This window comes from Paenibacillus sp. sgz302190 (genome assembly GCF_059820445.1).
Genome location: NZ_JBZYAO010000062.1, coordinates 1 through 14,059, shown reverse-complemented (window position 1 = coordinate 14,059; position 14,059 = coordinate 1). Strand labels below are relative to the sequence as shown.

General features: G+C 46.2%; 11 protein-coding genes, 2 pseudogenes and 1 riboswitch. Of the genes and pseudogenes, 6 read left to right on the top strand and 7 right to left on the bottom strand.

The features are described 5' to 3' along the window. Nucleotides 1-112: riboswitch (cyclic di-GMP riboswitch) on the bottom strand. Nucleotides 113-404: 292 nt separating this feature from the next. After that, the gene (locus tag AC6RNO_RS35105; protein WP_497108258.1) at nucleotides 405-1,763 is read left to right on the top strand and encodes an amidohydrolase family protein; all 1,359 of its coding nucleotides are present in this window, start codon (nucleotides 405-407) and stop codon (nucleotides 1,761-1,763) included. A gap of 259 nt (nucleotides 1,764-2,022) precedes the next feature. Here the strand turns inward: AC6RNO_RS35105 and AC6RNO_RS35100 are convergent, their stop codons facing one another. From AC6RNO_RS35100 to AC6RNO_RS35080, 5 genes are all read right to left on the bottom strand, one after another. Then, nucleotides 2,023-2,604, bottom strand: a complete 582-nt coding sequence (locus AC6RNO_RS35100) for a stalk domain-containing protein (protein ID WP_497108257.1) — start codon at nucleotides 2,602-2,604, stop codon at nucleotides 2,023-2,025. A gap of 73 nt (nucleotides 2,605-2,677) precedes the next feature. Beyond that, nucleotides 2,678-4,096: a DUF5050 domain-containing protein gene (locus tag AC6RNO_RS35095; protein WP_474684249.1), complete on the bottom strand. Its 1,419-nt coding sequence runs from the start codon at nucleotides 4,094-4,096 to the stop codon at nucleotides 2,678-2,680. A 521-nt stretch (nucleotides 4,097-4,617) separates the two neighbouring features. Continuing rightward, on the bottom strand, nucleotides 4,618-5,238 hold the full coding sequence (locus AC6RNO_RS35090; protein ID WP_474684250.1) for an S-layer homology domain-containing protein: 621 nt from the start codon (nucleotides 5,236-5,238) through the stop codon (nucleotides 4,618-4,620). A gap of 240 nt (nucleotides 5,239-5,478) precedes the next feature. Further along, nucleotides 5,479-5,883 carry a hypothetical protein gene (locus AC6RNO_RS35085; protein ID WP_497108256.1) on the bottom strand — a complete coding sequence of 135 codons (405 nt, stop codon included), beginning with the start codon at nucleotides 5,881-5,883 and terminating at the stop codon, nucleotides 5,479-5,481. 33 nt (nucleotides 5,884-5,916) lie between these two features. Next, complete coding sequence (locus AC6RNO_RS35080; RefSeq protein ID WP_497108255.1) at nucleotides 5,917-8,238, bottom strand: ATP-binding protein; 2,322 nt, start codon at nucleotides 8,236-8,238, stop codon at nucleotides 5,917-5,919. A gap of 78 nt (nucleotides 8,239-8,316) precedes the next feature. On the opposite strand from AC6RNO_RS35080, the gene AC6RNO_RS35075 reads away from it, so the two are divergent. Both AC6RNO_RS35075 and AC6RNO_RS35070 read left to right on the top strand, forming a co-directional pair. Continuing rightward, nucleotides 8,317-8,508: a hypothetical protein gene (locus tag AC6RNO_RS35075; protein ID WP_474684253.1), complete on the top strand. Its 192-nt coding sequence runs from the start codon at nucleotides 8,317-8,319 to the stop codon at nucleotides 8,506-8,508. Between the two features lie 237 nt (nucleotides 8,509-8,745). Further along, complete coding sequence (locus tag AC6RNO_RS35070) at nucleotides 8,746-9,183, top strand: hypothetical protein (protein WP_474684254.1); 438 nt, start codon at nucleotides 8,746-8,748, stop codon at nucleotides 9,181-9,183. Between the two features lie 12 nt (nucleotides 9,184-9,195). Here AC6RNO_RS35070 and AC6RNO_RS35065 read toward each other — a convergent pair. After that, nucleotides 9,196-9,405, bottom strand: a pseudogene (locus AC6RNO_RS35065) (VOC family protein); the annotation flags it as partial. 58 nt (nucleotides 9,406-9,463) lie between these two features. Further along, nucleotides 9,464-9,892 (bottom strand): Lrp/AsnC family transcriptional regulator, encoded by a 429-nt coding sequence (locus AC6RNO_RS35060; protein WP_474684255.1) that lies wholly within the window; start codon nucleotides 9,890-9,892, stop codon nucleotides 9,464-9,466. A gap of 125 nt (nucleotides 9,893-10,017) precedes the next feature. Here AC6RNO_RS35060 and AC6RNO_RS35055 point away from each other — a divergent pair, with 125 nt between their 5' ends. From AC6RNO_RS35055 to AC6RNO_RS35045, 3 genes and pseudogenes are all read left to right on the top strand, one after another. Further along, nucleotides 10,018-10,764: an MBL fold metallo-hydrolase gene (locus AC6RNO_RS35055; protein WP_497108254.1), complete on the top strand. Its 747-nt coding sequence runs from the start codon at nucleotides 10,018-10,020 to the stop codon at nucleotides 10,762-10,764. A gap of 148 nt (nucleotides 10,765-10,912) precedes the next feature. After that, nucleotides 10,913-11,779 (top strand): hypothetical protein, encoded by an 867-nt coding sequence (locus AC6RNO_RS35050; RefSeq protein ID WP_497108253.1) that lies wholly within the window; start codon nucleotides 10,913-10,915, stop codon nucleotides 11,777-11,779. Nucleotides 11,780-12,189: 410 nt separating this feature from the next. Then, a pseudogene (locus AC6RNO_RS35045) lies at nucleotides 12,190-14,059 on the top strand (HNH endonuclease); the annotation flags it as partial.

Genomic DNA, 14,059 nt, shown 5'->3' with positions numbered 1-14,059 from the left:
TTCGGCAACCCGGCTGCCGTTTCTCCGAGAAATGTCTTACGACATATCCTTTGTAGAAGTAGGCCCGTGGCTTTGCGTCCCTGTCTTTCGAACAGGTTTGCCTTTTCGTGTTCAGTTGGTTTATAGGCATTTAAAACTACAAAAATAGTACATAAGATTTAATACAAGTCCCATATTAACCCATAATCTAACATATTTCCACATAATATTAATTTCTTGCACCTACTTGAACACACGCCGATCTTTTTCTTTCTTCATCAATAGCCTAGAGCTACGTTTGAGCAAGTGTCATAATTAAGTCTTGACCAAATATGTTAAATTATGTAATATTTTCTTTGTAAGCATTAGGTGTAAATTCGTTTTTCATCATCACTTTTGTAAAATCCATTCATTTGTCAAAGGAGATGGGAAGGTTGAGTAGACGTTACTTAATTAAAAACGGCTGCGTTTTGACGATGGACAAATCTTTAGGGGATTTTAAGAAAGCGGACATTTTAGTAGAAGACTCTGTCATTGCAACGATTCAAGAAGATCTCGAAGTATCGGATTGTGAAATGGTCGACGCAACGGATATGATTGTCATGCCGGGATTGGTGGATACCCATCGGCACGTTTGGGAATCTTTGGTGCGAACTATAGGCGCCGACTGGTCGTTGCCTACCTATTTGCAAAACATTTATTATGGCGGGTTTGGAAGCAGGCTGCGTCCCGCGGATTGTTATGCCGCTAACCTGTTGGGAGCTTTGGAAGCGCTCAATGCCGGCGTAACCACTCTTTTGGATTGGACGATGATTTATTCTCCCGATCATGCGGACGAATTGATTCGCGGCTTGCAGCATTCCGGCATTCGTGCCGTGTTCGCGTACGGAGCTTCCGGTGAAACCGAATATTGGAACCGTGATAGCAAAAAAATGGTTACTGACGATGTGCGCCGCGTAAAACAGCAGTATTTTTCCTCCGATGATCAATTATTAACGATGGGGTTAGCCATTAGAGGACCGGAATTTAGTCACTGGGATACATCGGTTCAGGAAATCCAGCTTGCCAGAGAACTGGGTGCGGTATGTTCCATGCATATTGGCTTCGGCAGTTGGGGGCCGGATGACCGATCCGTTGAAAAGCTATATAAAGCCGGTTTGCTTGGCCCCGATTTAAATATGGTACATGCAAATACAATGGGCTATGACGAATACAAAATGCTCGCAGATTCAGGAGCGTCGATATCCGTTACTCCCGAGGTGGAAATGATGATGGGGCACGGGTATCCTGCCACCGGGTTATTTCTTGAGAACGGCGGGACTCCTGCCCTTGGCGTGGATGTGGTGACTTCAACCGGCGGAGACATGTTTACGCAAATGAAATTCATGCTTCAGGCGGAGCGGGCGAGAACGAATCAGAGCATTTTAGCTTCCAAAAACATGCCCGGCGAATTAAGTTTGAAGGCTCGGCAAGTATTAAATTTTGCAACCCTGGCAGGAGCCCAGGCCTTGGGGTTAGAACGGAAAACCGGTACCTTGACTCCTGGAAAAGAAGCCGACCTCATCCTGATTCGGACGACGGGTTTGAATATGTTTCCTGTTTCCGACCCGGTCGGTGCCGTCGTGCAATTTGCAAATCCGGCCAACGTTGATTCCGTGTTTGTTTCCGGTCGTCCGGTAAAGCGGCACGGACAGCTTCTTCACGCGGACCTGAACCACGTGCGTAAAATCGCTAATGAAAGTAGAGATTTCCTGTTCTCTACATCTGCAGACGCTCCAAGCTGAGTTGTTTAAAAAAACCGGTCTCCAAGTCCTGGAAACCGGCTTTTTATTTGCGCTGTTCGCTGCTGGCTAGCTTCGGCATAATTTAAATGAAAATAACCAGAAAGATATAGAAACTAAAACACAACGAACCCACAATAAGTGAGTTCGTTGTATTTGGCACAAAAATTATCGCTGCAAGGTTCTTGTTGGTTGAATTGGTAGGGGGGGGGGGCGAATCGTCACATGCATTCCCGCTGACCGCACGCACCCTGGTGTCCTGCTATTTATACTTTGGGATGTTTTCTTCATCTCGCCAACCGTTGAAGTAACCTACGTGAAGTTTAACAGAAGAATAATTCACGAAATCCCCATCGCCAAGTAACTCAAAGCTATGCGTCCCAGCCTCATAAGTGTTACTAATAACAACAAAACCTAATTGTTCCCCCTTATCATTGAAAAATGCTAAGTTTGCACCGACCTGTGCCTGTCTTGGTATTTTGAAGACTCCTGAAACTTTGGTTTGATTGCCTTCTTTCACAAGTATTAAATTTCCCACCTGCATATCATCTGTTGAAAGAGGATTTGGGTCAACAATATCGAGCTGTCCTTGTTTGATAATGACTTCTTGTGTTTCTCCGTTATAACCAACACCAGCTCCTAAACTTTCAGCTACAAAACGAATGGGTACATAAACATGACCTTCATAGTTTAGAGTGACATACCCGCTTCCGATTTCTTTTGATTGATCATTGATATTGATCTTAACTGGAAATAAAAGTGATTGAATGTTATTTGAAGCAGCTACCGCAGTTGCCATTGTCAAAGACGATCCAATTAGCATTCCAATTATTATTTTTTTCATAGCATTAGCTCCTTATAGTTACCATCATAAACCTGGATATCAATTGTTTGTGATAAGAACAATGACCTGACCGTTATTTCACTTCCATGTGGTCGAGCTGGTTGTTCCCCTCCCACGCGCGGTTGTAATATATCGTGTCGCCCGCGAAGTAGAGTGAAGTCGCACGAGCGGTCGTCAGACCGGTTTCCCCCGTACCGTCAATGCGGAGCTTGTCGATATTGTTGGATCCCATAATTCCGAAGTAGCCATCGGCCATGTAAATCCAGCCTTGGCGGTATTGAAGCGTCAAAATCCCGCGCTCCGAGGTGTACAGCGGAATATCGACCAGCCCGTTCCCGCTCATTTTGTTCAATTGCATACCGTTATGGCAAACATAATAGATCCATCCGTCGATGACGACCGCATGGGTCACATCTTCGCGAAGCTCCCGATTGTCGGAGCCGTCCAGATTCATCCGAAACAGACGGTTTTGTCTTATATAATAGATCGTATCCCCATCCAGAAAAAATCCGGAAAAAGACGAATTTTGGTCTTTGGCCAGGATCACTTGATCCTCCGTACCGTCGGTTTTCATCCTATGAATGCCGTCAGTCCAGTAATAACCGCCGCCGTTTGTATCATGCATGTAATATATCCAGCCATCCTTCACCCAAAGTTTTTCGGCAGGGCCGGCGAAAAGCTGCGCGCGCCCTGTCCCGTCGGTTTTGATCTTGTAGATACCGCCGGGATCATTTTGTGAGGGAATCGTGTAATACAGCCATTCCCCTTCGATGTTGAGATACGCGGCATTGTCGTCCGATAGCTTCACTTCCTCGCTGCCATCCATTTTCCGTTTCAACAGTTGACTCGGTTCGAAATACTTGTTCTCCGGGTTCATATAAATCCAGTCGCCTTGAACGGCAAGTTGTCCGTTATTTGCCACATTGAGCGCATCGGCCTGCTTCGCTTGCGTATTCGTTCCGCCACCGCAGGACACAATCCCGAGTCCCTGTTCAACATCCCAACTCGTCATCCATCCGAAAACGTCGTGCGCGAACCGCCACGTTATCGGAAAATACGTGATATTGCGGTAAAGCAGCAGCGGATACGGTTCAGCCGCATTGTCAATCACTTGGCCATTCACTTTAACTGGAAATGGCGCAAACTCCGCCGTTTGTGTATCATCGTTCGAATTGATTGTGGAAGTCAAATCCTGTTGGAGCGGTATGCAGGCGTTCGTATTTTTCAACGACATCCCCTGACTCGGGTTCCACTGCGCCGTAAGCCCCAGTGCGGTCGTGTTGTTCCAGGTCATCGGGAAATAAGTGATGTCTTTATACACGAGAAGTGGATATTCGCTGTGCCGCATATCCAGCACGTTACCGTTCACGGTTACGGGAAATTCGGGAAAGCTTACCTTGACCTGATCAGCCGCGGCACTGGATACGGACGGCTGCAAGGCAAGCGATATGCTCAATAACAACGCGCAGAGGCAAAGGCGGGCTCTGTTCATATCGAGTTCATCTCCTCACAATTAACTTTTACTTAAGCGTGTCCAGCACGTTGCAGGGGGGCGTTTGAGCAGCGCATTTAAATCCTCCACATAACCGTTAACAATGCGATGCATATACTGCTTGATTTCCTGATTCATGCAGAAATAACCTCCTCGTTCGGTATCTTTTCGGTAAAAGACGAAAGTTTTCATGCTGATACCCTTCAGTACCTAATAGACCCCATACTCTTGATTCGTAAAGCATCTCGATATTTGGTCATTCTATGACCTTTCATTGGTATTTACCCCCTGATGTCCAGAGGCACATTTCTCCATTTTACCCACGCAGAATATTCAGTTAGGGTCGTTGCAATGGTAGTGCCTTTTTACAGGTTCGTTATCATGGTTTGTGTACTCTCCTGAAACTTCGGAAGAATTGAAAGACAAATGGAGCAAAAGAAAAAACAGCTCCTTAAAAATATTCGGCTACCCGCCTTTTTTGAAGGTGCTGTTTTTTTCGCATTACTTACAGCTTAAACATATTATTTTGGCTTGTAAACGGATTCCTCTTGTGGAGCAGGCTTCAATACATTCAATTTATTTTTCAGATTCTTAACGAAAGTTACTGCTTCTGCTCTTGTTAAATGATCATCTTTCCCAAACCCTTCTACTGTTCCTTCCGTTTTTCCCTCCACAAGTTTATGATCAAGTAAATATTGTATTGAATCTTTTTCGCTATAATTTTCTCCGCAAGCATTGGACACGAGCTTTGCAATAGCCCCTCTTGTCAAATGCACGCCGTTTCCGGCAGTTGAGGATGGCGGTGTAATAATAGTCCACCCCATATTTAAAGCATATTTTATATAAGACCAAGACCAGTCGTCTTTATTCGGTGATACAGGCAAGTCTTTCGGCTGATATGCCCTAATTAATATGGCAAGAAATTCAGCTTGCTCGACATTTTCTTCAGGTTTAAAAGAGCCATCTGAATACCCATCGATAATATGATTCTCTACAGCCCATTGAATTGAATTATAACCCCAATATTCTGGCGATACATCGCTAAAGGGTTTTTGATTTGCAAGAGCCAAACCCGGCTTGGCTGCGGATATACATATACAAAGTAAGGCAGTAACTGCCACAATCTTTATTATCTTTTTCATAAATTCCACCTCTTGTTAAATAGAAATGGCAAAGATCAGATAGAAACCTATCCAATCTTCGAAGCCTTTCCTTATTTATTAAAATCTATGTTTACCTCATATAAAGTATCGCGTGTTTCACTGATTAGCTGAATTGTGCTAATTTCTGCCGCTGTATCTTTTTTGCTGCGTGCTAATGTGAAAATCGATGTCCACGGGGATGTTATAGAACTGCTATAAATATATACGTTGGACCATTTCCTATTTATTCCTTTTCTCCCTTTTCAAGTACAGCTCTATTACATGATGATATTTTTTAAATGCTTCATCAGGCCCAAGTTTTTTAATACGCTTTGATATGGTTGATGGTGATACGCCCAACAATCTTGCCCATTCAGCTATTCCTAGAGTTAGACCGCAATATGTTGAAAGAACCCTTAGGTCCCTGGGGTTCCCCCAATAGCAGTTTTCTTTCGTGTATCCCACATTTTCATCTTTCAAGTAAATTACTGCCTTCTCGAAGTATGTTTCCTGGGTGTCAATATAGAATTGTTCAAAATCCTTCCATTCTTCTGCAAAGTATATGTAAGGATGATAGTATCCGAATCGATACATAAGACTTGTCCAGTACTTTTTGATTTCCTTTTTTCTATTTACATTATCCATTAGTTCTACCTTCCAAGTGATCAGTAATCGAAATCATGCGGAAATAGCCTCCTCGTTTGGTATCGTAATGATGAATTTCGTTCCGAGCCCTTTTTGCGTGATGACCTCCAAATGTCCGCCTGCATGCAAGATTCTGCTCCTCATTTGTTCGATTCCCAATCCCGATGAATCAATCTCCCTCCGACGCACTTTGTTATCTTCAAACCCCACACCGTCATCCTCATAAATCAAACAAAAGTTTTGGTTCGTTTCCGTTATCCGGAAAGTGACGTTGGAAGCTTGGGAGTGCTTTTTCGCATTGTTGAGCAGCTCTTGAGCGATTCGAAAAATATGCCGCTTCGTCGGCAAATCTTTAGTTTCAATGGCAGCAGCCCGCTCAGCAATGAATTCAAGTTGAAAAGGAGCGGTAAAAGCTTCCTTCTTTATGTACATCGTCAGCGTTTGAATCAAACCGACCTCTTTCAGCAAGTGAGGATTTAATTCAAAACAGCTTTGGCGCAAACCGGCATTGATCAGCTCCACGAAATTAATCATATTGTCGAGCTGTTCCCGGTCTTCTTCGGGCGTGGCATCCTTCTCCGCCAGAGTGGTCAACTTTCTTTTCAGAAAGAAGAGGTCCTGCATCGTCGTATCATGAAGATCGGCAGCAATCCGAATCCGTTCCTCCTCCTGCAATTCGAACATGATCTTGCGGAACCATTGAATGTCTTGCGCCGTGTCCTCTTGGGGAAGTTGGGAAGCCAATTGCTGCAGCCTCGCGGTCAGCTTGCGGACCAAGTGAACATTTTCCAGGCTAACTTCCAAATAAGATGTAATCAGGCGCAGCCATTGGATTTCTTCCTTTCCGAGCAGCGTATTCGCCTTTTTGCGTGTCATTACCAAATAACTCGTATATTCTTCATGGTCATTCATCTCAATGCAAGTATAAAGCGGATGATCGAGCAGGGATGACGAATCGAGCAGCTGCCGAATTTCCGCAGTATTCATATCACCTTCGCTAATGATTTCGGTATCGTCCTTATACCGGAACACAATGGCTCCCCCCATCACCTGAAGCGTGTCCACAATATCGACAAGTATGCTATCTTTCAATTCGCGGAAACTGGAAATGGTGCCAAGGTTTTTGGAAATCTTCTTCAAAGCTGTTTGCAAGACGTATTTTCTTGGGAAAAGAAACGGTTCAAACCGTGTTGTCCAATATTCCGCCGCGTAGAGCACCCATGTAACAATAATCAGAGAAGCAACAAATATGAACAGAATTTGCTTCTCATCCACAACTTGGCTAAATAAGAAAGCATATACTCCCGTAAGCAAGCTGACCGGAACGACAGCCAGCAGGCCGGCGAACAAAATCCGCCGGATAATACGGCCAAAATCATATAGCTGGTTGGAAGCAATCAAGTATGCAAAAGAGATGGGAAAAAGTAAAATAATTCCGCTTGTAAATTGTGCATTTAAAATTTGATGTTGCGTAATCAATTGTGGAAGAAAGGAGAAGCAGATGACTGGTAAAAAAGAGAACAACCACGAAAGCCATACGCTCTTGATAATGCTTGACACGTAGGATTGTTCTCTCTGGATTTTGATGTACAGGAAAGTTAGAATGCACATATTGAAAATAAATCCAATTATGAAAAAGCTCAAGGAAACTGAACCACTATAACGATAAATTGTGTATGCTATGGAAGGATAGAAGTACAAGCATCTTATGCAGAAGCATATGGCAGCAAATGAATACATATATGTCAAAATTCGTTTTGGTAATTCAATGTCGCCTTTTTCCTTAAAGAAGACAACTAGAAAATGATAAAACACTATCGGCAACAAGATCATTAAACTGGTGATTACAAGTTTCCCGATTACATCTCCTCGAATAGAAGCGCCTAAACTCATATAAATGATTGCCATGGTCAGAAAAACAGCCGAAAGCAGTCTGGCAGATGGAGAGTGGCGTATTTTTATAAAAAGCAAAACGGCCATAAATAAGCACACTGCTTCTTCGATAATCGGAACAATATCGTAGTAGGTAGCACTATTGATGTTAAATTCTATTGCATACTCACGCCCGTCTCTAAAAATTAACAACGTGTGAGCTTGCTCAATTGTTCGCCATTTATAAACGAAAGGAGATTCATTGGGAAGCTTGCCGTCTACTCGCTTGACAATATCCCCCACTTGAAGATCAAGCTTTATACTGGCACTATGGGGAGCCAATTCTTTGATTACCCATTGCTGCTTTGGAGTTAGCTCAAGGTAAATCCCGGTATATGGGTAATGGAACGTAATGAACGAACACCAAAGCTGCAAGGCGACAAACATCGACAGTAATAGCCCGGTCACATACTTATTTTTCATAATAATCGTCCTCCATGCTTCATTTATTTGTTATTATTATGTACGTAGCACAAATTGTCCCGGAAGGGGGTGATCTCTATGCCTACAATCCAGCTAACCCCCAATTTGCATAATGCGGTACATATGTTGAAAAGTGTCGAGATGCATGAAAATGAAAGTCCTTCTGTAGCTGAACTATCCTTGTCGAAAGAAGAGTCTTCCGCACTGATGAGCACCTTCAATCGTCCTGTAACAAGAATGAAAAAAGAACCTCGTTGTGACTGGGATTGACCCCCTCAAGCAATATTTTACCAAATAGAAGAAGGATTGTAATTAGCCCCGGCTAAATGCAATCCTTTTTTTCATTTTTATGCATGGTTTGTGCGCACGTATGTTTCATAAAGATGAAACATATTTAGAATCGATGGCGTGATTTATGCGCTGAATCCGGTACAAGTTAACTTTATGATTATAGGTATATAAATGGGAGAGAATTACATTTTATATCATATCGGGAGAGAGTCAGGGATGAGAGATAAAAACATGAGCCGTTGGAATACTTATGAGCCATTTTATGTTCGATTAGATGATAAAAAAATAGTCGACATTGTCATCACCCATCATGCGCACAGCCGTTGGCGCACCCGAATAGACGACGAAAAAACCGAACTTGAAGAAATATGCATGTTTTTGTGGGAAAGGCTGAAGAACGGCAAAATCGTACCGTATTACCGCGATGAGGAGGAAGTATATGTCATCGATGGCGATTTGCTTATGGTTGTGCAGTTTGCTGTGGTTGAGAAAGAAACGGATCTCGCCGGCAATCCCTTACATAAAATGATCGTCATTACCTTCCTCGGAAGCATGGCGAAAACGATAGAACTGCGCGACTTGAAGACGTATTATTCATGGCTGCGCCATTCGAGAAGAATGAAATTACTTAAACACAGCAGGAAGAGAAGGTAATTATCCAGAACCTCACTTCGACGGCACATGGGCCAAAATGCTGACGAGCTTGCCGAAAGGATCGCGCACATAAAATCTCCGAACGACCCAAGGCTCGTCGGCCGGGCCGTATTCGATCGGAAAGCCGGCTCGCTTCATGCGCTCAAGGGCATCGTCGACAGACGTATGCGAGCCTCCTTGTGAGGCGAAGCTGATTTGGATGCCCATCTCCTCTTGCGATCCGTTTGACCTTCATTTCCGATCTTCCTTCCTATCCCGTGAGCGGGCAAGCTTTTATGATTCATTTCAACTGTCCGATTGACAGGCTGATTTTGTAGTTCCCGAACTGCAGCAGGTCGTCGAGCAGCGCGGATAGTTCCGCCGGCGAGCCGACACGCACTCGTATCCAGTAACAGCCTTCGCCGCTGACGCGGTGGGCTTCGACGATTTGGCCGTTTTGCTGTATGAATGTGTTGAATGCTTGATGAGCAGTATTCGATTTCATAAAAACCGTAACGAACGCTTGAACCGCCAGGCCGATTTTTTCGGGATTCCAGCGCACTGTGTATCCTTCGATGACACCGAGATCCTGCAGTTTCCGCACCCGGGAACCGACCGCTTGTCCGGTTAAATGGACGATTTGCCCGATTTCCTTATGCGGCCGGGAGGCATCCTCCAGCAAGCATTGCAAAATGCGCAGATCGGTTTCATCGATGGTTGATTGGCTCATCTGCAAGTTCCTTTCACGTTGAAAATAATTGCCGGATTTTCGTTTCACCAGGTTGTATGCGGATTTTCCGGCACATTTTATAATTGTAACAGATTTAAGATGCAAACGTTAAGGAGTGCTGAACGATGAAACTTCAATTGATCCGCCACGCCACGCTTTGGCTGGAATATGGGGGAGTCCGCTTTTTGATAGATCCGATGTTTAGCGAAAAAGAGGCGAATCCGCCTATCCCCGGCACATCGAATGAAAGGCGCAATCCGCTCGTCGCGCTGCCGTCCCCGCTTGAGACTTGGCTCCAGCCGGACGCCGTTATCGTCACGCATCTGCATCCCGATCATTGGGATGAAGCCGCCGCGGCTGCACTGTCCAAATCGATACCGGTTGTGTGCCAACCGGGCGATGAATCGACGATAGCCGCCTCGGGATTCGAGTCGGTTACGGCTGTGGCATCCACCTTTACCGTGGGCGGGGTATCCCTGTCACGGACAAGCGGGCAGCATGGAACAGGGGAGATTGGCATCCGGATGGGACAAGTATCCGGTTTTGTTCTCCAGGCTGAGGGCGAGCCGACCGTTTACATCGCCGGGGATACGATATGGTGCGATGATGTGCAACATGCGCTCGATACGTACCGGCCGCAGCTGACTATCGTGAATGCGGGCGGAGCCCGGTTCACGGTCGGCGACCCGATTACGATGAACGCGGACGATGTGATCAGCGTTTGCCGCTATGCGCCGTACACCAAAGTCGTTGCGGTGCACATGGACGCCATTAATCACTGTCTCACCACGAGAAGCGATTTGCAAGTGAAGCTGAATGAATCCGGGCTTTCTCCGCAGGTTGCGATCCCCCGGGATGGCGAATGGATTTGACCTGTGGTAATGCGAACACCTGCCGATACTGGAAATTACAATCCAGTACGGCAGGTGTTTTTCATTTGTTCGTTGAAGTTGAACTATTATAATAATATAGAGTATTCTGAGAAGCATTGAAATCTAATAAATAAGGTGTTGTTTTGAAATGGAGATCATAAAATTTAATGATGACTTGGAGCTTTATGGCAGGGAATTTCCTGACTTTGACGAGCTAAAGAACTACTGCATTTCAACTCTTAAAAATAAAAACAATGCAATGGAAGCTAAAGTATATGCTATATATAACTACAGTAAATTTCATTTTGTATGTGCATCTAATGAAAAAAGTCTCTTCGATCCTAATGAAGAACTAATTAAAACAGGAATCCCAAGCGGAGAATATATCACATGTGATATCAATAGCTATGATGGGGTCGGAGATTTTTTAATCCAATCATCCTATAGAGTAGATCATACATCGTTTCTTTATATTGAGGAATACGATTTAAGTTCCGGGTCTATACAGGTTTACGTTTTATTAAGAAACAATGGTTTGAATTTAACGAGTATATCCAAATTTCCATACGAACAATCGCAAGATCTTAAGAATCATTATATTGCTAATTTTGTCGGTTCGTTAGAAATGAAACGTCTTCAAAATGGGTATATATGGGAGAATTTGAAAAAATACAACACAGTGAGTATTGAAGAATTAAAAAGTTACTCGAAAAAGCTTAAAACCGTTCTATTTTTTTGGGATACCCACTGGAGTCTGCCTGTGTTGAATGCTCTTGGAAGAGACTGGGTTTTTACTATGGAGTACGAAATATTGCTTCATCATTACTTTGAAAAAAATTTTCCTGAAGACCTCTATATTTTTGATCAAACTTTGAAATGGACACTTGTTTTAACTCATGAACCTCAGAATGAGGACGGGTGGAAATATTTAAAAATTGGAGAGATCTGCCCTGAGCTCAAAACGGATCTGTTTGGCCAAAAATCTCCAGTAGATCGGCGTCGCTTCAGTGATTGATGTACGAGGCTCTGTCGGTCTTGGCAGCAATCGTCTCAAGCTGGGGCGCATTGACATGCCTTCCGTCATACCTTGGTGATTTTGTTTCCAGAGAGCATTCGTTCACCTCTTTGTAAAAATGCCCCACCCCCTTTCGCGGAAAGGGAGTGGGGCATTTTGCCAATAGGCGTCCGACAAAAATGTTAGATTATTCACAGAATTACTTCGCACATTAAGGTAATATATGGAACAATAGGGATGAAATATAGATGAAAAAATCCTGGATAATGAATCCAAACGAAGGCAGCGGTAAAAGTGAAGGGCAAGCCAACCTTAACGACGGAATCGATGCTGGTCTGCGGTCACAAAGGCCACATCACGTTTGTTAGCAATGGCCAACAGGATGAGTAAAGGAAACGGAGGTGAGGGCCATGGCAGGCTTTGAACAGATCCGGGTCAAGACCGCATACCCAATTCACCGGCTGGAGGATGTGCAAATCGAGTGGAAGCCGGGGGAGCATGGACGGCTGACCGTGCGCGGAATCGTAGATGAGGCTGTCAACGTAAGCGCAGCGCAGCAAGCATCGGCAAGCGATGAGATCCATGTCTACGAATATGACGGCCAGCGGGAAACAACGCTGTTCAAGGGCTTTGTGAGCGCAGTGAACATGACGCATGCCAACGGCATATACGGCATCGAACTGGAAGGGCTGTCCGGTTCGCATATGCTGGATGTCGCCAAGCGGCGGCGAACGTTTCAGGATGTGTCGATGGACTATCCGTCGCTTATCCAGGAGCTTTTGCAAGCCTATCCGCAGCAGGATGTGCTGTACAGCGTGGGCCAAGGCGCAGCGATCGGAGCGCCGGTGATCCAGTACGAGGAGACGGACTGGGAACTGCTGAAGCGTCTGGCAAGCCAATTCCAAAGCGTCGTTGTCTGTGATATCTTGGAAGCAAGGCCCAAGCTGTTTTTTGGCATGCCGCAAGGGAAAAGCGTCAGTCTGCCGGAGGATACGCCGTATAAGGCGGGTAAGGACCTGCTGGCTTTTCAGCGGGCCGGCGGTTATGAGGCAGGGCTGCACGATACGGATTTCTTTTACTATGAGGTAGACAGCATGGAGCGCTTGTCCCTAGGGGATGAGCTTGAATTCCGCGGTAAACGGATGGTGGTCAGCGAAGTGGCGGGCCGCATGAACCGCGGACAATTCGTGTACAGTTACCGTTTGTCACGCGCAGAGGGGATTCGCAGGAGCCCTATCTACAACGAGAAGTTGACGGGTATCTCGCTGGAAGGGGAAGTGCTGGAGGTCAAGGGCGAGCAGGTGAAGCTGCATCTGAGCGTGGACCGCGAGCAGTCGAAGGACAAGGCGCACTGGTTCCCGTTCGCACCGGCGACCGGCAGCGCCATGTACAGCATGCCGAAGGCGGGGACTCGCGCGAGTCTGTACATTCCCGATGCCGAGGGAAAGCAGGCGCTCGTCGTAGGGGCGGTGCGCACCAATGGCGGCAGCTGCGCCAAAACCGGCGACCCGAGCAAACGATACTTCGGGACGGAGCACGGGAGCGAGCTGGAGCTGACGCCGACGGCGATCAACCTGACGGGCGGGAGCAAAGAGCCGCTGAAGCTGAGCTTCGACGACGCGGTGGGCGTGACGATGACGAGCCACAAGAAGCTGACGCTAAACGCGAAGGCGGACATCTCGCTTTACACGCCCAAGCGTGTGGTCATCTACGCGCAGAGTCAGCTCATGGCGAAGAAGCTGAGCGCACAAAGCGGCTTCTCGATCGAGAGCGAGTACCACTTTCTCGGAGCGAACGTAAGGGCGGAAGGAAGAGACCGCACCTCGTATGCGCCGTTTGACGACGAGCCGAAGCAAGGAACGCCGCCTCCTCCGCCCCCGCCGCCGGAGAAAAAGAAATTTAGCTGGGGGAAGCTGGCGGGCAACGTGCTGGGCGCACTCGCAGTTGTGGCCGTTGTAGCGGTAGTTGCGGCAGTTACCGTAGCGACGTTAGGAGCCGGAGCGGTGGTAATCGGGGTCGTGGCAGCCGGCGTGATGGCAGCGGGAGCCGTCGCAGTAGGAGCGAAAGCCGCCTCGGATGTTCAGCGAGGGGAAGTGAGCGACTTCAGCGATTACTCCCCCGCCGATGCGTTTCGGGAGTTGATGAGCGGTGCGACATCCGGTGCGCTTTTCGGACCCATCAAGAAAGCATGGGAAGCGTACAAAGAATTTGATCCGATGAGCGCTGGCATCCTGGCAGGAATCGGCACGGTTGTAGAGGAAACCGTTCTGGGGTTGGCAG